Here is an 18,579-nt window from a genome sequence, read left to right on the forward strand (position 1 = left end):
AGCTGCGCCGTGACCACTTCACGACCGGCGCCTCGGGTCGTTGTGGTAGCGCCGATCTGGCGGGCGCTCGCTCTGCTTGTCGCTCACTCGAACACCTCCTCGGACCAGCCGCCGCCATCCTTCTTGCGGCGCTTCATGACCGCGATGAACCGGAAGGGGTAGAGGTCGGCGGCAATCTTGATCTTTGCCCGGGCATCGTCCCGCCAGAAGCCCTTCACCTCGTGACACTCCATCAGCCCATCAGCTCGCATTACCGCGAAGTCTGGTGAGTAGAAGGTGTTGTCTGCGAGGCGCAGCTTGAGCCCTTCGAAGCGGTACCAGGCAATCTCGCCGGCGACGCGCTGCTGTTCGAGCAGGGCGGCATAGGCCGCCTCTGTCTGGTTCATCCTTCCGGCCTTCATGCGGCCCAGGGCTAGATCGCTCATTGCTCCAGCTCCTGGGCGCGCTTGGCGCTCGCCACGATGTCGGCCAGATCCTGCTCGCGGGTCTTGTGGCCCCGCTCGCCGGGCTGCAATGCCTTCTTGATCAGGTGTTGCAGCGCTGGATTGTCGACGGCCCAGGCGGCGAGGACGTCGTAGACATCAACCCACACGCCAGGCTTGATCTCGCGGTGGTACTTGTTGCGCGGCTTCTCGTCACCCATGCGGATTGGCCGGGCCAGATCCCTGACGCTGACGAGCGTCTCCTCGTGGCGGAGCAGGGCGTTGTCGATGTGGTCAGCCATGGGCATCCTCCTTGGCGGCGATGAACTCGAGGGCGTCGGCCAGGGCGCCGACGATGGGCTCGTCAGTGAAGTGGTCGAGGCCACGGTTGATGGTGTCGATCAGCCACCAAGGCTGTCGGGCCTGCATCTCGGGGCTGGCATGGATCGCCTGATGGCAGCCGCCGGGGCCGTCGCAGACAGGCATCGCCAGGGAATCGGGCGCCTTCAGGCCCATACCGCTGGCGTGCCAAATGCCGATCACGTGGTGCGCTGAATGCGCTTGGCCGCCGCACGCACAGCAGGGCAGGGACCGGACGAACGCCAGGTACCGCTCGCTACGCCACCGCGTGTCGCTCGACGCCTTCTGTGCCGCCTTGCGGCGCTTCTGCAAAGGCTTGCGGGCCATCGGCGCCCGGTTGCGGAGCGGTGTCTTCCGCTGGAGGGCTGAGCGCTTCATGAATCCCTCCTGTCGATCCTGTCCAACAGCTCCTGGATGGACTCGCGGGCCCGGCGCTTCTCCTCGCGCTGCGCCCAAGCCAGGGCGGCACAGGCGCCGAGGCAGGACACGATGGCTACGGCGAATAGGGCGAATGTCGGGTTCATGCGGTTTCCCCAAACAGGTCGAATTGCTCCTCGCGGGCTGGCCGATCGATCTCGCCGTTCATCCAGCGCTCCCAAGTCTTCTGCTCGATCAGCTGGCCCTGGTATTCATGGCCCCTGCATGTATGACAGAAGGTGTGACGCCGATCCTTCTGGCTGAAATCGCTTGTATTGCTCGATCCACATAACGCGCATCCGTTCATGCGGCCTCCCGGTATTCATCGAGCACTCGCAGGGCGGGGTCGCTCCACTGGACACCATGCTCGGCCCCGAAGGCATCGATCAGGGTCAGCAGGTCGGCGAAACGCTGCTTGGTCATCTTCGAGGTGCGGCCGCCGATCATGACGAAGCCGCCTTCCAGTCCCGGCACCACGTCCTGACGCTCCAGGGCGGCTGAAAAAATGTCCTTCCAGGCCTCCTTGGAGAGGTGCCGGCCATACCACTCAACCTGTCGGCTGACGTCGGACAGCACGGCCCACAGACGGCGGTTCTGGTCGAGGCTCCGCTGGTTCTTGGGCCGGCGAAGCACCAGCTCGACAGGGCCTGCTTCCAGGCCCCGGCCAGCCATTCGGGCCGCCATCTGGATGACGCCGCCCAGGTCCCGCAGGGTGGCGATCTGGTAGGTCAGCTCTTTGCTGCTCATACCACCTCCTCGCGGTACGCTTTGTCGTAGCTCCAGGAGGGCGTGATGATCTCCAGGGCGCTTTGAGGGCGGCCCTTGACGCGGCGGACACGAAACTTGCCCTCTCCGCATGAGAAAACGCCGTATCGCCTCCCGCTGATCTCGGCACGGTTCACAGCCATGTGCACGGCGTGCGCTGGGCAGTCAGTCATGGTTGATCGGTAGTTGCACTTGATGGCGGCGTTCATGCGGCGGCCCTCCTGCGCATACTCATGATCAGGGAGCGGCGGCGCTTGGCGTTCTCCCTGGCCCAACGGCGGTAGTTAGGGCCCAGCACGCCGATCTGCTTGTGGACCCACGAATTGCTGACCTCGTAGCCGATGGCATTGAGGTAGGCAGTGCACTCGGAGCAGTTCATGCCCTTGAAGTCGATGCAGTCGCCCAGGATGTCGTGGATCTCGGCCACCAGGGCTACGTCTTTCCGGCGAAAGGCCCCGACCCGCTCCGGGTTGCACAGCCCCATGTCGGCGGCCTTGCCCCGCACCGAAATGCGGGAGCGCCCCAGTTTGTCGGCTGCCTGTTGGTAGGTGGCACCGCTGGCAATGATCTGCTCGAGCCTGTCCAGCTCCTGGCGTGTCCAGGGTTGGCGGGGGCCGGCCTGGCGAGTCAGGCCCAAGTCCCACGCCTTGTGGTTGACAGAGCTCTTGGTCAGGCCAAGCTCCTCGGCAATGGCTCGGTGGGTAACGCCTTCGGCCAGGCGCTGGCGAAGGGTGGTCAACTCGGCCTCGGTCCAGATGCGCCCGCTCATGCATCACCCCCTTCGGCGAGAATCCCTTTGATTCGAGCGATGGTTTCTTCGGTGCTCTTCGGCGGCTCTTCGCCACGGGTTCGCCAGAAATCCTCCGCCTCCTGCTGAGCCTTTCGCTCACTGGCCTCTTGGGCCTTGCGGATATCGCTTTTCATCTCATCGCTTTCGAGAAGGGCTACCCGGTCATCCAGCTCGCCGCCTTCGAGGAGTCGATTGCACAGCGCCTCGTACTCGGCAAAGAACACCTTGCGCAGCCGGTATCGCTCGCCTTCGCTGGAGCAGTGGCGAAGATCCCAGGAGCCGGTGGCAGTGGTGGCGTCCATGACGGCCTGGTGGCTCCAGTGGTGCTCCATGATCCGGCCTGCGTAGGTGCAAGCCTCGCGGAAGGCGATCTCGGGTTCCGGCAGCCCGAAGTCTTTCAGGCTCGGTTTGAAGATTCGGCAGAGCTCAGCGATGGATGGCGGCCAGTTCCCGCCCTCGAGCTTGATTTCTTCAATGGCCATGTCGAGCGATTCCATCGTCGGCAGTGATGACCACCTCGCCATCGAAAATCCGAGCTCCCGCTTGGCCAGTTGAAGCATCTCGTTCGTCGAGAACGACATCCGCCAGGTCCTCGGAAAAATCGCCTCCAGCCGAGTAAACGCCCGGTTCACCAGCGCCTGAATCTCCTCCTTGCGCTCCTCCTTCGTCGAACAGGCCTTCCGCCCAGGAGGTGTCGTAGGGGTCTGCGAGGCTCGCTGCGACACGATCCTGCTCTGCGCGACGGTTGCCAGCTGAGATGCGGTTTTCATGACGAGACTCCTTGAGCTTCTTGACCTGGATTTCGAGCTGATCCCACTTGGCGCGCAGCTTGGCGGGGCTGAGGATGACGCCTGACCAGAACTGGTGTTGGGCAGTCCAGGTGATCAGGTAGCGGATTTGTTCGACGGTGCGCTCGTCACGGGTTCGCATCAGGCGAAACTCGTTTGCCCAGGAGCTCATGTTCGGACGCTTGGGGTTGGTCAGGTCGGCACTGATGGCGGCGAACATTTGCTCGGCCATCTCGTGGTCAACGGGGTCACCCCATTTCTTCGGCGAGGATTTCTTCGAGGACTTTCTAGAACCTTTAGGTTCTAGAGTGTCTGTATTTGTGTCCCCATCTTGGGGACGTTTTTCGTCCCCATTTTGGGGTCGGTGTCCCCAAGTTGGATCGGGCTTCCGTTTTGGGGACACCCGGGACTTTTGAGCCGAGAAATCCCACTCGCTGATGCGGGTATTGATGCCGATCGGTGCCTGCGAGCCGCCATCGCGACGAAGAACCTTCTTGGCCAACAGGCCGTTCACGGCTTCGCTGCAACGCTTCGACGTCAGGCCGGTCATCTTGGCCAGTACGCTTTGCGAGAGGCGTGCTGAGGAGCGATCCCACCCGAAGGTGGCTCGCTCTACTGCACGGACGACACGGGCCTCTCTACTCGTCAATGGCGCCTTGCAAAGCGCCTCGACGATAGCGTTGGCAGTACGGACATATCCGTCTTCCAACTGCGCACCTCTCTTTTCCCTGGGCGCCTCGGGCGCGCTTGGGAACTGGAATATCTGAGCGGTATCTGTCATGATTTACCTACTGTTTGTGATGAAGCCCGGTCCTTGCTCCCCAGCACGCCGGGCTTTGTTACGTTCACTGCCCGACTGAACGCAGGGCGGGTCTCTTCATCGACGCCAGGTCGGCTTTCAACTTGGCTGTCGCTGCCTCGATAGCGCGGAACTGCGCATCCAGGCTTGCTGCTTCGTCTTCGTCCACCTCGCCATCGGCGATCACTTGGTGGATCAGGCCGGCCAGGCGACCGGATTCTGTCTGGCTGTCCAGCACCGAACCCAGCACGTCGCCACGGCCTACGCCTTCCTCTGTGCGTTTCACAGCGACCATCCCCATGTCATCCAGGAACGGCTGGATCATTTCCTTGCGCGACTCGTAGTCGACACTCCAGAAGATCGACACGAAGTCCACGAAGCGCAGTGGCATCGCGTCGTTGTCGTCCAGGCGGCGATAAAGGCTCTTGGCAGACATGCCGACGTTTACGGCAAGGGCCTTGATGCAGTTGTTGAACGCCGCGTCGTGTACCGGATCGATGAAGGCGTCCATGTCGCGTACTGGTTGTTTATCCATGGGGAAATTCTCCTGATCGATACCGTGCCGCTCGCGGGCTTCGTTGGTTAATCTGTTGGTGTGGTTAGGCGGCGGATGCCAGGCGGGGGCAAAGCTCGACAGCCGTAACGGCCCCGCCCGTGAGTCGCTCAGCCTTCAATGCGTGAAGCTCGGAAATGCCGTGCTTTCCACTGGACCAGCCGGAAACGCTTGCCTGACTGACCCCGAGCGCCTCAGCGGTTCGCTCTTGGGTACCGAAGTGCTTGATGAGTCGAGAAATAGGAGTTTCCATCATGCCGGCCTTGGAAAAAAGGAATGCCTATATAGTAGATACAGGAAATCCTTTTTGCAACGGTATAGGTGCGCCTATATCTTTCTCTGGTATGAACATCGGAGATCGGGTTCGCCGCGCCCGGAAAAACGCAGGCTTAACGCAGAAACAGCTTGGGGACGCGGTAGGGGTTCGGCAGGCCACTATCTCTGATCTTGAGAAGGGGGAATCCCGCTCAAGCGCATACCTCGTCCAGATCGCTGACGTGTGCTCTGTCAGCGCTGAATGGCTGGCGACGGGCAAAGGTGAAATGCTCGGTGCCAGCAACGTTTCGAACTTACGCCCGCGCCGCCCAGCAGAAGGCAATGCGGAGCTGATTGATCACGAGATCATCGAGGGTAGCGAGCCGCTGCGTTCTGACGAGGTGATGTTGCCAGTGTTCAGAGAGGTGGAGTTTGCCGCTGGCGATGGCTGTGCCACCCAGGTCATCGAGAATCACGGGGCGGAGGAGCGCTTTAGCCTGCCGCGCCTGTCGAGGGCTGGAGTGCAGCCTGAGAACGCCGCTCTCGCTATCGTTAAGGGTGACTCCATGTTCCCGGCCATCAACGATGGCGCCACTATCGGCATCGACAAGGGAAGCCGAAGCATCGTAGATGGAAAGATCTACGCCCTCGACCATGACGGCATGCTGCGCGTGAAGCGCCTCTACCGCATGCCTCTGAACCGCGTGCGCGTGGTCAGCGAGAATAGCGTTGAGTACCCGGAGGAGGTGTACAGCCTTGCCGATCCGGATGCCCCGAAGATCCTAGGCAGGGTCTTCTGGTGGGAGAACTTTGACTGATCGGCATTGCTGGTCAGTGAGCCAGGGCAGATGAATCCGAGACTAGCTTTCAGGTAATGCAAGCCAGACAAAAATACAAAAGCCATTGATTTCAAGGAATTGAAACATGAATTCGCAGGCAGTCACTAATCTCGAGCCGCTTCTTAGACTTGAAGCCCACAACAATCAGAGCGATCCTTCCGAACAAGAGGGTGGTGCCTCGGAAGACGCTCCTTTCCCGGTTACAGCGGCTGTCTTGGAGCGTCTAGATTGTGATGTTTTCGTGTTTTCGGGAGGCATTGAGCAGGGGCTTGAACGGGTTGTGGCCAAGCTTCTAGGTGAGAATGAGAATAGACCGAATGAAGCAATTCTTTGGCTCACCACCCCTGGCGGTAGCCCAGATGCAGCTTACTTGGTAGCTCGAGCATTTCAAAGGCAGTACAAGAAATTTTCCATTTTTATCAATAGCTTTTGCAAAAGTTCAGGAACGCTCATGTGCCTAGGGGCCGATGAGCTGATCATGGATCAAAATGGTCATCTTGGACCGCTTGATATACAGATTCTGAATAGAGAAGAGTTTGGCGAGCACCATTCGGGGCTCAATCCGCTCGAAGCTCTCAACTCTCTCGGCACTCAAGCAACAGAATTCTTGAAGCAGCAGTTTCTAGATGTTCGGTTTGGGGGCGGGTTGAGCACGCGCCAAGCCTTAGAGGTTTCGACAAATTTAGCTGGACATTTGTTCAGTCCTATTACGGCTCAGCTTGACTTCATGAAGTACGGGCAGTTTACCCGATCAATGCGCATTGGTTTGGAGTATGGCAATCGATTAACCAAGCACCGTAAGTTTAAGAATTTAAAGACAAATGCGGTCTCGCGACTTGCTATGGAATACCCGTCACATGGCTTTGTAGTTGATCGCGAGGAAGCGCGCGCCGAGCTCTTCACATCAGTAGTGGATGCCCCCCGGCCTATCCAGATGCTGGCCGATGAGCTACAGCCACACATTGACAAAGCGTTGCTTAGCGCAGAAAATTCGCCGCTCCTCTTGGATTTGCGTCAGGCTTTGGGAGTCACTATACCTAAAGATGCTAGTGATGCTGGCCATCAACCAGGAGAAGCAGACCTGGAAACGGCCGTGCACGCCACTCCAGCTGAGGCGACCAACACCACTGAGGATGGACCCGATGAAAGCCATGACCTTGAAGACAAGTAGCAGCCATATCGACAGGATGCAGATTCCATCCATCGTCTCTGACGCTGTGCTTAGGAAGAATAGCGATATGGTTCGTCGAGCATCCCAAGCTTCTCGCATCCAGGCTCGTGGCACCCCCGTGTTTCATAAGGTTAATGGACGCGAGGAGATAGGTCTCTAACCTAGCCAGCCTCGGATAGCAAAAGCCCGCCCTCGAGGCGGGTTTTTTGTGCCCGCCTGTAGCGCCCCCGCCCGATAGCCTCCCTTGAGGCGGCTTTTCTTTGCGCGTTCCACATAGGGAAAACAATGAGATATAGGTGTTTGTGATAAAATATAGGGAAAGCTGTTGACGCGACAAATAGGTATACCTATATTTGGAAGCTTGGACAGGGCAGCAGCCCACCACCCGAGCTACCGGATGTAGCCGACCCGGAGACCCAGCGAAGTCGGAGCTGGCGAGGCGAGGCCCCAACAGAGGGCGAGCCGCGACCCTAAAGGGTTATCCACCAGCCTTCTCGCCGAGAGGGCTGACGGATGACAACGGGAGAGTCGAGATGCACATCACCGAAGACATGATCACCCCGCACCACCTGCTCGCCGCCGAGCGCTGGATCAGCGAGAACGGCATGCCGGAGACCGATGCGGAAATGGCCCGGATGGGTCGGGAAGTGGCGCAAGAGGCGCAGCGGGTCGTCGAGCACATGGCGTGCAAGGCCTTCGAAGCGCTGGATGCCCACAAGGAAGATCAGAAGGCGGGCGTCGAGACGCTGGCTGGAATGCAGGGCCGGGAGTTCATGCAGGACATCTACAGCGAGCTGCGCCGCAGGGCGTGACGACGGAGCCTCCGGGCGAGGGGGAGTGATGCATATCGAAGGACCAGAGGACATGCCGGTATGCCCCGGCTGCGACAACCCAATTGAGGCGCACGAGCCAGCCGAGGTCATCGTCGCTTTTGGGTACCAGGCGCTGGCTTGCCAGAGCTGCATAGACGAGATGGAAGAAGGCGACTGAGCACCACGCGATCCGCTGCGCAGTGCGGCCCAGTGCCCCGCCCCGGGCCAAAGTACGGGGCCATCGAAGAGGGTCTGGAGCGGTAGAGCGGAAAGCCACGCCGAGAAGCCAGGCGGAGTTCGAGGCCTGGGCTCTCTTCGATGCGGTGCAAGCGCCGGCTCGCTAAGCCGGAAATGCTGGTGGCAACACGGGATCAGGCCAAATGTCCCCGTGCCGCTGGAGGCATCCAGCCACCGCATCACCATCTGTTCCCTGCATTTGCCCGCCACCGGCGGGCTTTTTTATTCCAGGAGGTCGCATGACCGCAGACACAGCACGCCGTCGCCTCGGGCTGCGGCCTCTCATCGGCGAGCAATGGGCCGACAAGATCATCACGAGCGAGCACCGCAAGCGGTGGTTGCGCAAAGAGCGCTGGCAGCGTCGCAAGGCCATGGCGGCCCAGGGTGTGACGCCGCCGATCGAGATTTGGAGGGCGGTATGAGCCCTGATCACTGCTGGGTCGCGGTGGCGGCCCTTCTCTACGCCCTGGCATTCATCGGCGCCGCTTGGTGCGGCAGGAGGTAGGTATGTGCACGAGTGGATGGAGCAAACACTCGAGGGACATTGAGGCCCTGCGAGAAGCTGGCCGAGAGCCGGGGGCGCACCCGATCGATGACGACATCAAGGCCATTCTGCTGGCCGACCCGCTGTCGATGGATCGGTTGGTCATGGCCGCTGTCGAGGCGTTTTTGACCAACGGGTACCGGGGCGGCTCGGAGGTCAATCGAGCGATCGAGATCGCCCTGGATCAGCACTACCGGAGGAGGGCGGCGGCATGACGTTCACGACCACCGTTGCCGGTATTCCGTGCCGGTGCCGGGTGACGTTCTACAGCCATGGGGCGCCGATGCGCACCACCGGCTGGGGATACGGTGACGCCGATCCGCCGGAGCCGGAGGAATTCGAGTTCGACATCCTCGACCGCCGCGGTTATCCGGCGGCGTGGCTCGAGCGGAAATTGACCGACAACGATTACGACCGGCTGCTCAGCGAATACCGCGAGAAGCGGGACGCCTGGGCGGCATGAGGAGGAAAGCATGCGAGCACTGATCTTGATCACCGCCCTGGCCTTGGCCGGCTGTAGCAGCCAGCCGATCGACCGGGAATTCGGACATCGCCACGGCTACGACGCCATGCGGTCGATGATCCAGTCCACCGGAACGATCCATCACGGGGTTGACTGACGAGAAGCCCCAGCCGATGGCGGTCGGACTGGGGCGGATACCAACAGTATCGAGGAGAGGGTAGCAGCATGAATGCAATTACACGACCCAAGGGCGGCGGCTTTGCCCTGCAGCCAAACAGTATGAGCGAGGCCATGGAGATGGCTCAGATGCTGGCTAGCAGCCAGATGGTCCCGCAGGCCTACCAGCAGAAGCCGCAGGACACTTTGGTGGCCATGATGATGGGGTCGGAGTTGGGCCTAAACCCGATTCAGGCGCTGCAGAACATCGCAGTCATCAACGGCAAGCCGGCGATCTACGGGGACGCACTGCTCGCTCTGGTTCAGAGCCATCCAGCTTTCGGTGGGCACGAGGAGTCATTCGACGATGCCAGCATGGCCGCCACCTGCACCGTTTGGCGCAAGGGTGACGCCAAGCCGCACACGGTCACCTTCAGCCAGGCAGACGCCGAGCGCGCCAAGCTGTGGGGTAAAGCCGGTCCCTGGCAGACCTACCCCAAGCGGATGCTCATGTGGCGCGCCCGCGGCTATGCGTTGCGAGACAAGTTCGCCGACGCCCTGGGCGGCCTGATCACCGTCGAGGAGGCTCAGGACATTCCTACCGAGCGGGAAATCTATCCGGCAGGCAGCGAGCCGGCACGACCAGCGCTTGAGCATTATCCCGCCGACTCCTTTAACGCGAACTTCCCCAAGTGGCGAGACGCCATCGAAGCCGGCAAGCGCACGCCTGAGCAGATCATCAACATGGTCAGCAGCAAAGCCGAGCTGAGCGAAGAACAGAAACAGCAGATCTTGGAGGTGGCGGCATGAAGATCATCGACTTGGTTCAGGGCAGCGACGAGTGGTGCGCCTACCGCTCCCGCTATTTCACTGCCAGCGAGGCCTCGATCATGATGGCCTGCTCGAAGAACGTGAAGCGCAACGAGCTGCTTCACATGAAGGCTACCGGCTCAGAGCAGGAGTTCAGTGCGTGGTTCCAGAAGAACGTGCTCGAAAAAGGCCACCGCATCGAGGCCGCGGCTCGCCCCATCGCGGAACGCATCGTTGGTGAGGAGCTTTACCCGGTCACCGCGGTGTCTGATGACGGCACTCTGCTGGCCTCGTTCGATGGCATCACGATGCTTGAGGATGTTGGCTGGGAGTGCAAGCAGTGGAACGCTTCGAAGGCTGAGGAAGTGAGAGCGGGCGAGGTGCCGCAAGAGGACTACTGGCAGGTGGTTCAGCAGCTGGTAGTGAGCGGTGCAGACAAGTGGCTCTACATGGTCACGGACGGTACCGAGGAAAACACGGTCAGCACCTGGGTCGCTCTCGATGATTTCCATGCCAGCCAGCTTGTCGCCGGCTGGGAGCAGTTCAGCGCAGATCTCGAAGCCTACCAACCTACCGAGCAGACTGTCGCGCCCCAGGGCGAGGCGCCCGAAGCACTGCCGGCGCTCAAGATCAACCTCACCGGGGCGGTTCAGGCGAGTAACTTGCCCGACTTCAAGGCCCGTGCCATGGGCATGATCGAAGGTATCCGCACCAAGCTGACTACCGATCAGCACTTCGCCGATGCCGCCGAGACTGTGAAGTTCCTGCAGAAGGGCGAGAAGCAGCTTGAGGCCAGCAAGAAGGCCGCTCTGGAACAGACGGCAAGCATCTCTGAGCTGTTCAGCACCATCGACGAGTTGCGCGAGACCATGCGCCAGAAGCGCCTGCATCTCGACAAGCTGGTGAAGGCCGAGAAAGAGAACCGCCGACTAGAGATCCAGCAGAAGGCGCACCAGGCCTTTGACGACTTCTTGGCCAAGCTGGATTGCCCGGTTGAGCCCCGGCACAGCCTCAACGTAGCCGGCGCCATGAAGGGCAAGAAAACCATCGCCACCCTGCAGTCTGCGGCCGATGACGAGGTGGCCCGGGCCAAGGTCGAGTGCCAGCAGCTCGCCAACCAGATCAGCGAGAACAAGGCGCTGATCGAGAAGCACCAGGGCGACTACGGCTTCCTGTTTAGCGACTGGCGCGACCTAATCCAGCGGGATGCCGAGTTCATCAAGCTCCAGGTCGAGAACCGCATCGCGCACCACAAGCAGGAGGAGCAGAAGCGGCTCGAGGCGGAGCGGGAGAAGATCCGGAAGGAGGAAGAAGCCAAGGCGAAGGCACAGGCGGCCAACAAGGAAGCCATCGACAAGTCCATCGCCGCCGGCAAGGACGAGCCCGCTACCGAGGAGCGCCGCCCCCTCGACACCAGCAAGATCGCTGCCGCTGCCGAACGTGGTGCCGCACTCAAGCCAGCCCGCGAAGTCGAGCAGCCTGACACGGTGACGATCAGTCGCAAGGAGTACGAGGCGCTACTGGCTGCTCGGGACAAGCTGGATGCGCTGGAAGCCGCCGGCGTCGATAACTGGAGCGGGTATGACGATGCCATGGAGCATCTTCGCGCCGCTTGAGCAAACAGGCCCCACACCGGGGCCTTTTTTGTGGGAGGCGGTATGCCACGCAAATACCACCGCTGGCCTCGCGAGGATCTCGACATGCTCGAGCGCCTTGTGCTGGCAGGCTGGCATGACGAAGACATCGCTGACGAGATGCAGCGGGAACTGTTGTCTGTGCGCGGCGCCATTCAGCGCATTGGCCTATCCAAAGCCCGGCCTGCCAGCTTCTGGAACCGGCGAGACGACTGGCCAGAGATCGACACCATCATCGTCGATTGTCTCGAGGCCAGCTTGATGACGGTGCCTCAAGTCGCTGAGCACTTGGCCCGCATTGGGAGAAGGGTCTCGGTTCAAAGCGTGTACCGGCGAATCGCCAGTATGCCAACAGAGGTACAGAACCGAGCCAAGCGCAATGGCAGCCGGCGTCGCGCCGCTGTCTGCTCACGGATCAAAGGCCGCCGCAGGGCGGCATGAATAAACGCGCCGTGCCCGGTGGCGCCAATGACCGGAGCCGAGGCCAGGCCACCGTGTCTCAAAACGGAGTCAGCCCGCTGGCCGCCGTCTCCTCAGCTCCACCCGTGCTGAGCGCGGGCGAGCTCACTGCACAGCAGTAGGCGGCAGGGCGGGCCGGGTGCCGCACGTGAAGCGGCAATTTCTTTCCAGCCTCGGCACGCGCCGGGGCTTTTTCATGGGAGCACGATCATGTGGTTCAAAAATCTCCATCTCTACCGCGTTCACAGCGCCCATATCTCAAGCCTGGAGTGGCTCGAGCAAGCGCTGGGCGAGCAGGCGTTGCGCCCCCTCAGTGGCAGCGAAGCACGTCGCGTTGGCTGGGTGCCGCCGGTCGGGCGCGGCGGTGATCGCCACCTGCATGAGCTCCAGGGGCATCACCTCATGAGCATGTGCCGGCAAGAGCGAATCCTTCCCGCCTCAGTAGTGCGAGAGGAGGTCGAGGAGCGAGTCGATGTGATCGAGGCGGAGGAGTGCAGAAAGCTGCGTCGCCAAGAGAAGCAGGCAATCAAGGAGCAGGTTTACGAGGAACTGCTGCCGCGGGCATTAGTGCGGACGCAGCGAATCGACGTGTGGTGGGACGTGAGTCGCAACCTGATCGGCGTGGCCACCTCGAGCCGCAAGCGTGCAGAGGAAGCCCTGGACCTGATGCGCGAGACGCTGGGCAGCCTCAAGGTCACGCCGCTTGCTACGCAGACCCTTCCGATGCGCGCCATGACGACTTGGCTTACGGACCCCGGCAGTCGGCCGGCCGACATGCAGATCGGGGATCAGGTCGAGCTCAAGGCAAAAGGTGATGACGGAGTCGTGCGCGGCCGCCAGGTGGACTTGGACAGCGATGACATGCAGCACCTGCTGGAGAGCGGGCGCCAGGCAAGCAAGCTCGCCCTGGGGCTCGAGGGGCGTATGGCCTTCGTGCTCCACGACGACCTGGCAATCAAGGCAATTCGCTTCGATGACACGCTGATTGACGAGGCGAACGAGGCTGATGACGGCGATGACGCGGTAGCCCGCCTCGAGACCGACTTCCTGCTGATGGCGAAGGCCCTGGGCGAAAGCGTGGAGCGCGTCGTGGGGTGGATGGGCGGCGAAGCCCAGCAGTATGGCGCGGGCCACAAGGATGACTTGCTGAGGCAGGGCGCCGCATGACACCAGCCGAGTGGGTCGAAGACATCGAGGTCTGGGGCGAGGTCGGCGCCAGAGCTGTCGAGCAGGCGCTGGCCGATCAGATGTGGAGGGAGTGGGTATGCAGCGAGTAGACAGGCTGCGCGGCCTGGTGTCCGTGCAGCAGGAGATCAGGGTGAGGGAAGGGCTGCCGGTGCGTTTCAGCGCCCGGCATGTGGCGGCGGGCCTCGGTGCCGTGATGGGCCAGTACCGGTTGGTGAAAGCGCCAGAGGCGGCCCAAGAGGCGATACGGCAGTGGCACGAGCACGGGCGGATTCAGCGCGACGGCACGCTCGACGGAATCCCAGCATGGAGGAAGGCGGGGTGATCGCGGCCATCATTCTCGGCCTGCTGATCATGGCCGGCGGGGCGTTGGTCCTGAGAGAAGCGAGGCGGGCGCACAGAGAGCAGGAGAGTCGACATGGGTAGGTGCATCGAGAAGGCGCGGATGCCAGAGGGCGAGCTGGACCCCGATGGCAAGAGCGAACGGGAGCGGGTGCTGGAGCGGCAGCTCTGGCGGCTGCGTGAGGACGTCAGAGCGGCACGGGAATGGGCGGGCGACAACCTGCCGGCCAATGTCGGGCTGACGATGGTCGGCAAGCTGGAGAAAGCGCTGGAGGATCGGTGATGGCCACATTGCAATGCAGCCGCTGCGGCGGGGCGCGATACGACACCAGCCACAGATGCGAGAAGGGGTGCGGGGTGATGACAGCGAGTAATGAGGTGGAAAGTCTGTGGGAGCGGCTGGAGCAGGTGGAAGCCGAGAGGGATGCGCTGCGGTACGTGGCGTCCGAGGCGAGGGCCATGGGCTTCCTCACGCCATCAGCGGAAAGCGGAGCAGATCACCGCGCCTTGTGCGAATTTGCAAGAGATTTGCCCACCAGCCTCGCCCGCCGCGATGCCGAGCTTCTGAGCAGGCCGTTTGAAGGATTGCCAGGCTGTACCGATGGAGACTGCGTTGTGAAAAAGCCCAACGGCATGCACACAAACGGTGGCTGTCAGTGCATCAAGCACCAGACTGCCAGCACCATCGTTCAGCGTCTTGCGCACCTTCGCGACCAGCGCCGGCGTGAGGCCGAGGGAGGTGGCGATGAATAAGCTCTTGCCCTGTCCGTTCTGCGGAGGAGAAGCCGAGTTCGAGCGCATAGGCACGCCACGACAGTCCTGCATCGTGGCCTGCACTGACTGCGGTGGACGGCTCGAGTCCAACGAGGAGGGTGGCGCGTGCGGCTTTCAGTGGAACGATCGCCACGTGCCAGACGGCTGGCAGTGCGTACCAGCAGCGCCGACGCTGGAGATGCAAAAGGCCTACTTCGATTCCATCGATGAAAACATGCAGCGAGTGAAAGCCGATCTTAGGTTTGGGCGGTTCGATAATCAGCGCCTTGGCTACCAGCGCATGCTCGGAGCGGCGCCGAAGCCGGGAGGAGGCGATGAACCTTAGCTGGTGCGGTTCCTGGTATGCCAGGTATAGATTCAGCGGCGCCCGTGGAAAACAGAGTGAGCCTGGTGAGCATCATTGTGCCCACCCGAGCAAGGGTCGCGGGGTATAGTAGGTGAAACGCAAAAACTGGAAGCCATTCATGTCCTTCGATGTCGACGAGCTACTGTATCTAGCCGCTTTCCCTACTCGTGCCGAAATTCTTAATGTAGTCCAAAAATTCGATCCGATCTGTGTGTCTAGGATTTCTGAGGTGCTATCTCTGACCCAGAATCAGACCAGCAAGCATCTCACCAAAATGCGCGAAGCAGGTCTTGTAAAGGCGGATCGGTCAGGCCGTACCGTGTACTACCGCCTTGCAGATGAACCTTGTTTACGCGACTTCCTTGAATGGCGGCGACGATACCGCCAGTGAACTGCCGATCATCATGCCGCCCACCGAGACGGCTTTCTTTTGCCCTGAAGGAGAGCTTGATCATGACACCCCTGATGCCGCCGAGCGAGGTGGCGGAACTCTTGGCCATCAGTGAGCGCAAGGTCTACGCGATCAAGCACCTGATTGGCTATGTCGCCCTGGGCGGCAACGTACGGTTTGAGCGAGAGGCGGTCGACGCTTACATTGAGAGCTGCAAGCGCGGCCCCTCACGAGAGGAGCAACAAAAATGGGTATCACGGTTCGATACCGCGCATCTCGGAACAGGTGGGTCGTCACCGAGTCGGGTGAGCGCGGCAGATATCAGCGAACGTTTATCACGGAAAAGGAAGCAAGGCAGTTCGCCACGAAGCGAGAGGCTGAACTAAACGAGGCTCAATTCAATGGCCTCATGGGTCGGCAGGAGAGGAGGACCTTCATGGAGGGTCTTCTGCGCTGGGTCGACGAGTACGACACGAACAGCCAGGGCGCGAGCATTCGTGCAGTCGCCCGCTGGTTCGACGAGAACGCGCAAGACGTGCTTCTTGGTCAAGAGGTGTTGGATGCCGCCCGGTCGATGCAGAAAGATATGCGCAGGAAGCGGCTCAGCCAAAGCACAATCAATAACCGGACCCAGGTGGTCAAGCGAGTGCTGAGCCTGGCGTATCGGGAGTGGGATTGGCTGGATCAGCCGCTGGACGGCAAGCTGCGCAAGCCTACCCCGAAAAACGAGCGCCACGTCTACCTGACCGCAGGGGATATTCGGCGTCTGGTTGAGGCTGTGCCGGAAGAGTATCCGGAGGAGCGGCGAATCATCACGCTGGCTGCTTTGACGGGGCTGCGCCGCGGCGAACTTCTGGCGCTGGACCCTGGCAACATCCAGGGTGGTCGCATCGTGTTGCGACCAGGGCAGACCAAGAGTGGCAAGGCCAGGGTTGTGCCGCTGCCGGAGGATGGTGCGGCATTGGTGGCCAACCTGCCGTTTGCATCTGACGCTCATCAATTGCGTAAGGCGTTTGAAGCTGCCCGGCGGGCTATAAAGCGTGATGATCTGCGCTTTCATGACCTTCGCCACACCTACGCCAGCCTGCTGGCTGAGGCGGGGGAGGTGATGACGACGGTGCAGGCGCTACTTGGCCACAGCAGCTTGGTGGTGACCAGCCGGTACGCGCATATGTTCGACTCTCGTCTGGATCAAGTGGTTGGCAGGCTGCCGAAGCTTTGCGACCAAATTGCGACCAGAGAGGAGGGCGTCGAGGGACTAGGTAGCGTAAGGCATTGAAACTATTGGTGCCCGGAGCCGGGCTCGAACCGGCACGGTGTTGCCACCGAGGGATTTTAAGTAACTCGATAGAGATTCTTCTCCCTTTGTAAGAGCGAGAGATGTGGAGAATCACATTAGTACAAGTCATTGAAAAACAACAAAAATAACTTCCAATGGCAAGATCCAGCGACAGTATTATGTATAATAGAATATAAAATAATGTCGCTAAATCACCGCTCGATGTGTATGATCAGGGCATTTAGCGACAGCTTAGCGACTGCCCCACGAGGCCCAGAACATGCCCAAAAATGCCCATCTCTACAAGCGAACCTCGACCGGCCTGGTGCCAGCGACTGGGGTGCCACGCAATCCCATTATTGACACAGAGCTGAATGAGTACTTTCACAAGCGCTTGAGAGCTGAGCTGTCTGACAGAGATCCCGTGTACTCACTTTTTAGCTCAGTCACGTACAGAGAGACCCGCAGCGGGATGGCACAGGTCTGCGTCCGAGTGACGAGCAAGCATAAAGCAACGTGGATGATCTTCTACCGCCCCCAGCCGGGAGCCAGCGAGAACAAACACAAGCTCGCTGAGTATCGCGACATCAATCATGATCAAGCTGTGAAGCTCGCTGTAGAAGCACGTAACGCAGTCAGCGAAGGCATGCACCCGAGAGACGCCCACCGCCAGAAAGTCGCTTCAGAAGGCCCGACCCTAGCCGAGTGCCTCGAAGACAAAATCCAAGATCGCGGTATGAGACCCGAAAGGCCCAAAGGGCTTGCGCAAGCTACAGTCGATACACACAGAAAGCATATGCGTCTTCTCCGGCACTACAGCTTGGCTGACAAGCTGATGTCGCAAATTACTAGCTTCGAAGTCAGTGAGCTGTATAAGAAAATCCCCCAAGACATTCAAAAACGCGGAGCAAAGAGGGGCGACGGATACGCTACAGCATCTAAGTGTATTAATCTTATAAATGAGATGTATCTGTTCGCACATAAGCGTTATGAGACAGAAGATATACCGCCTCAAAAAATCATTACACATAACCCTTGCGATCCGCTCAAAGCTACTAAGATTGTTGGGTCAGATCATCGCGTTAAGAAAGCCAGCGACCGGAGCATACGACAAGCCGAGCTGGCAAGATTCTGGTCTGCACTCGACTCTCTGAAAGACTATGAGCCCGACCGCCACAACAAAAATGTACAGTCGCACATTGTTGGACAAGCTTACCTAAAGTTTATGCTATTAACCGGCATGCGTGGCGGCGCGCTGTCAAATCTAAAGTTCCGCATGCACGATGAAAAGACGAAAGTACTCTATATAGTCGGCGACGATAAGTTCTTAATGAAAGCAAAGAACGACTTCATGCTGCCGCTCAGTAATGAAGCTGAAGAAATAATTAGAGAGATGAAACAGCGCCACGGGAGTTTTTCTGAGTTTATTTTTCCGGACATGAGCGGAAAGAAAGGTGCAGCAATTGGCGTCCCGCCTTGGGTTCAGAAAGTCCGCGAGAGAGTCGACATAGACTTTACAGCGCACGGTTTGAGATCGACTTTTATTACATGTGCTGAGTCATGCGGTGTAGAAGTAAACATCTACAAGCAGCTTGTTGACCATGGTGAACAGCCGCAAGACGTCACGAGCGGTTATACGCGAACTGAGATTGAGCACATGCGTAGCGAGACTCAGCGTGTTACTGACTTTATCTTAGAAAATGCAGGCGTTAAGAAAAAGAAGAAAGAGACTATATTTACTGGTGCGGAAAATCTCCTCGATATTAAAGATGAACTTCACGAAGAGATAGAGCGGCTAGCAAATGAGAAGGATAAGGGCGTCAAAGAGATGTATGAGATATGCCTTAAGCTAGGATCTCTTGTATATCAGTTCCCGGAGGTCAAAGCGGAAAAACTAATTAACATGATGCGTCTTCTATAGCGTGCGCTACTGATTCGCAGCCTGTACCATTGCGCGGGGCGGCGAAGCAGACTATCATAACGCGCAT

General features: G+C 59.9%; 31 protein-coding genes. 18 read left to right on the top strand and 13 right to left on the bottom strand.

Translation table 11 applies throughout. The features are described 5' to 3' along the window. Positions 1-83 precede the first annotated feature (83 nt). The 12 genes from NFH97_RS18245 to NFH97_RS18300 all read right to left on the bottom strand — a co-directional run bounded on the left by NFH97_RS18245 (position 84) and on the right by NFH97_RS18300 (position 5,150). Positions 84-425, bottom strand: coding sequence for a DUF1064 domain-containing protein (locus NFH97_RS18245; protein ID WP_108133142.1), 342 nt, complete (start codon positions 423-425; stop codon positions 84-86). Beyond that, a complete protein-coding gene (locus NFH97_RS18250; protein WP_204249012.1) occupies positions 422-724 on the bottom strand; it encodes a hypothetical protein in 303 nt (100 codons plus the stop codon). Before NFH97_RS18250 ends, NFH97_RS18245 begins: the two co-directional genes overlap by 4 nt. Further along, entirely contained in the window at positions 717-1,160 is a 444-nt protein-coding gene (locus tag NFH97_RS18255; protein ID WP_349625298.1) for a DUF968 domain-containing protein, read from the bottom strand. Before NFH97_RS18255 ends, NFH97_RS18250 begins: the two co-directional genes overlap by 8 nt. Continuing rightward, entirely contained in the window at positions 1,157-1,306 is a 150-nt protein-coding gene (locus tag NFH97_RS18260; protein ID WP_213226978.1) for a hypothetical protein, read from the bottom strand. The genes NFH97_RS18255 and NFH97_RS18260 overlap by 4 nt, the downstream gene beginning before the upstream one ends. Beyond that, positions 1,303-1,506 carry a hypothetical protein gene (locus NFH97_RS18265; RefSeq protein ID WP_045993450.1) on the bottom strand — a complete coding sequence of 68 codons (204 nt, stop codon included), beginning with the start codon at positions 1,504-1,506 and terminating at the stop codon, positions 1,303-1,305. Before NFH97_RS18265 ends, NFH97_RS18260 begins: the two co-directional genes overlap by 4 nt. After that, positions 1,503-1,946: a recombination protein NinB gene (locus tag NFH97_RS18270; protein ID WP_249742709.1), complete on the bottom strand. Its 444-nt coding sequence runs from the start codon at positions 1,944-1,946 to the stop codon at positions 1,503-1,505. Before NFH97_RS18270 ends, NFH97_RS18265 begins: the two co-directional genes overlap by 4 nt. Continuing rightward, positions 1,943-2,173 (bottom strand): hypothetical protein, encoded by a 231-nt coding sequence (locus NFH97_RS18275; RefSeq protein ID WP_108133147.1) that lies wholly within the window; start codon positions 2,171-2,173, stop codon positions 1,943-1,945. Before NFH97_RS18275 ends, NFH97_RS18270 begins: the two co-directional genes overlap by 4 nt. After that, a complete protein-coding gene (locus tag NFH97_RS18280; protein WP_349625299.1) occupies positions 2,170-2,733 on the bottom strand; it encodes a hypothetical protein in 564 nt (187 codons plus the stop codon). The genes NFH97_RS18275 and NFH97_RS18280 overlap by 4 nt, the downstream gene beginning before the upstream one ends. Next, complete coding sequence (locus NFH97_RS18285; RefSeq protein ID WP_348814329.1) at positions 2,730-3,335, bottom strand: hypothetical protein; 606 nt, start codon at positions 3,333-3,335, stop codon at positions 2,730-2,732. Before NFH97_RS18285 ends, NFH97_RS18280 begins: the two co-directional genes overlap by 4 nt. Further along, positions 3,226-4,323 carry a replication protein gene (locus NFH97_RS18290; RefSeq protein WP_349625301.1) on the bottom strand — a complete coding sequence of 366 codons (1,098 nt, stop codon included), beginning with the start codon at positions 4,321-4,323 and terminating at the stop codon, positions 3,226-3,228. Before NFH97_RS18290 ends, NFH97_RS18285 begins: the two co-directional genes overlap by 110 nt. A 64-nt stretch (positions 4,324-4,387) precedes the next feature. Continuing rightward, a complete protein-coding gene (locus NFH97_RS18295; protein WP_349625302.1) occupies positions 4,388-4,852 on the bottom strand; it encodes a phage regulatory CII family protein in 465 nt (154 codons plus the stop codon). 88 nt (positions 4,853-4,940) lie between these two features. After that, entirely contained in the window at positions 4,941-5,150 is a 210-nt protein-coding gene (locus tag NFH97_RS18300) for a transcriptional regulator (RefSeq protein ID WP_213226967.1), read from the bottom strand. Between NFH97_RS18300 and NFH97_RS18305 the strand changes: the two genes are divergently transcribed. The 13 genes from NFH97_RS18305 to NFH97_RS18365 all read left to right on the top strand — a co-directional run bounded on the left by NFH97_RS18305 (position 5,149) and on the right by NFH97_RS18365 (position 14,084). After that, positions 5,149-5,967 carry an XRE family transcriptional regulator gene (locus NFH97_RS18305; protein ID WP_349625303.1) on the top strand — a complete coding sequence of 273 codons (819 nt, stop codon included), beginning with the start codon at positions 5,149-5,151 and terminating at the stop codon, positions 5,965-5,967. The two genes, NFH97_RS18300 and NFH97_RS18305, sit on opposite strands and share 2 nt — an antisense overlap. Before the next feature lie 106 nt (positions 5,968-6,073). After that, positions 6,074-7,159 carry an SDH family Clp fold serine proteinase gene (locus NFH97_RS18310; protein ID WP_349625304.1) on the top strand — a complete coding sequence of 362 codons (1,086 nt, stop codon included), beginning with the start codon at positions 6,074-6,076 and terminating at the stop codon, positions 7,157-7,159. Positions 7,160-7,692: 533 nt separating this feature from the next. Next, complete coding sequence (locus tag NFH97_RS18315) at positions 7,693-7,971, top strand: hypothetical protein (protein ID WP_349625305.1); 279 nt, start codon at positions 7,693-7,695, stop codon at positions 7,969-7,971. Positions 7,972-8,447: 476 nt separating this feature from the next. Next, positions 8,448-8,630 (top strand): hypothetical protein, encoded by a 183-nt coding sequence (locus NFH97_RS18320; RefSeq protein ID WP_349590762.1) that lies wholly within the window; start codon positions 8,448-8,450, stop codon positions 8,628-8,630. Positions 8,631-8,715: 85 nt separating this feature from the next. After that, a complete protein-coding gene (locus tag NFH97_RS18325; RefSeq protein WP_349625306.1) occupies positions 8,716-8,967 on the top strand; it encodes a hypothetical protein in 252 nt (83 codons plus the stop codon). Continuing rightward, positions 8,964-9,215: a hypothetical protein gene (locus tag NFH97_RS18330; protein WP_349625307.1), complete on the top strand. Its 252-nt coding sequence runs from the start codon at positions 8,964-8,966 to the stop codon at positions 9,213-9,215. Before NFH97_RS18325 ends, NFH97_RS18330 begins: the two co-directional genes overlap by 4 nt. Before the next feature lie 10 nt (positions 9,216-9,225). Beyond that, entirely contained in the window at positions 9,226-9,372 is a 147-nt protein-coding gene (locus NFH97_RS18335; protein WP_289105172.1) for a hypothetical protein, read from the top strand. Between the two features lie 68 nt (positions 9,373-9,440). Further along, positions 9,441-10,181 carry a recombinase RecT gene (locus tag NFH97_RS18340; RefSeq protein WP_222569937.1) on the top strand — a complete coding sequence of 247 codons (741 nt, stop codon included), beginning with the start codon at positions 9,441-9,443 and terminating at the stop codon, positions 10,179-10,181. Further along, positions 10,178-11,797, top strand: coding sequence for a YqaJ viral recombinase family protein (locus NFH97_RS18345; RefSeq protein ID WP_349625308.1), 1,620 nt, complete (start codon positions 10,178-10,180; stop codon positions 11,795-11,797). Before NFH97_RS18340 ends, NFH97_RS18345 begins: the two co-directional genes overlap by 4 nt. Positions 11,798-11,881: 84 nt before the next feature. Next, positions 11,882-12,256, top strand: coding sequence for a hypothetical protein (locus tag NFH97_RS18350; RefSeq protein WP_348826623.1), 375 nt, complete (start codon positions 11,882-11,884; stop codon positions 12,254-12,256). Positions 12,257-12,484: 228 nt separating this feature from the next. Next, positions 12,485-13,441, top strand: a complete 957-nt coding sequence (locus tag NFH97_RS18355; RefSeq protein ID WP_349625309.1) for a recombination-associated protein RdgC — start codon at positions 12,485-12,487, stop codon at positions 13,439-13,441. Between the two features lie 97 nt (positions 13,442-13,538). Continuing rightward, the gene (locus NFH97_RS18360; RefSeq protein WP_108133166.1) at positions 13,539-13,784 is read left to right on the top strand and encodes a hypothetical protein; all 246 of its coding nucleotides are present in this window, start codon (positions 13,539-13,541) and stop codon (positions 13,782-13,784) included. A gap of 93 nt (positions 13,785-13,877) precedes the next feature. Further along, on the top strand, positions 13,878-14,084 hold the full coding sequence (locus tag NFH97_RS18365) for a hypothetical protein (RefSeq protein ID WP_157033157.1): 207 nt from the start codon (positions 13,878-13,880) through the stop codon (positions 14,082-14,084). Between the two features lie 194 nt (positions 14,085-14,278). On the opposite strand, the gene NFH97_RS18370 is transcribed toward NFH97_RS18365, so the two are convergent. Next, positions 14,279-14,626, bottom strand: a complete 348-nt coding sequence (locus NFH97_RS18370; protein ID WP_349625310.1) for a hypothetical protein — start codon at positions 14,624-14,626, stop codon at positions 14,279-14,281. Here NFH97_RS18370 and NFH97_RS21250 point away from each other — a divergent pair. From NFH97_RS21250 to NFH97_RS18390, 5 genes are all read left to right on the top strand, one after another. Continuing rightward, a complete protein-coding gene (locus NFH97_RS21250; RefSeq protein ID WP_502878704.1) occupies positions 14,547-14,900 on the top strand; it encodes a Lar family restriction alleviation protein in 354 nt (117 codons plus the stop codon). The genes NFH97_RS18370 and NFH97_RS21250 overlap by 80 nt on opposite strands. 139 nt (positions 14,901-15,039) lie before the next feature. Continuing rightward, a complete protein-coding gene (locus NFH97_RS21255; RefSeq protein ID WP_222516441.1) occupies positions 15,040-15,312 on the top strand; it encodes an ArsR/SmtB family transcription factor in 273 nt (90 codons plus the stop codon). A 62-nt stretch (positions 15,313-15,374) separates the two neighbouring features. Further along, entirely contained in the window at positions 15,375-15,698 is a 324-nt protein-coding gene (locus NFH97_RS18380; RefSeq protein ID WP_162816551.1) for a helix-turn-helix domain-containing protein, read from the top strand. A 50-nt stretch (positions 15,699-15,748) separates the two neighbouring features. Beyond that, positions 15,749-16,591 (top strand): tyrosine-type recombinase/integrase, encoded by an 843-nt coding sequence (locus NFH97_RS18385; protein ID WP_349625312.1) that lies wholly within the window; start codon positions 15,749-15,751, stop codon positions 16,589-16,591. Positions 16,592-16,871: 280 nt separating this feature from the next. Continuing rightward, positions 16,872-18,512, top strand: coding sequence for a tyrosine-type recombinase/integrase (locus NFH97_RS18390; RefSeq protein ID WP_349625313.1), 1,641 nt, complete (start codon positions 16,872-16,874; stop codon positions 18,510-18,512). Positions 18,513-18,579: the final 67 nt, after the last annotated feature.

This window comes from Halomonas sp. SCS19, from assembly GCF_040147015.1.
Taxonomy (GTDB): Bacteria; Pseudomonadota; Gammaproteobacteria; order Pseudomonadales; family Halomonadaceae; genus Halomonas; species Halomonas litopenaei.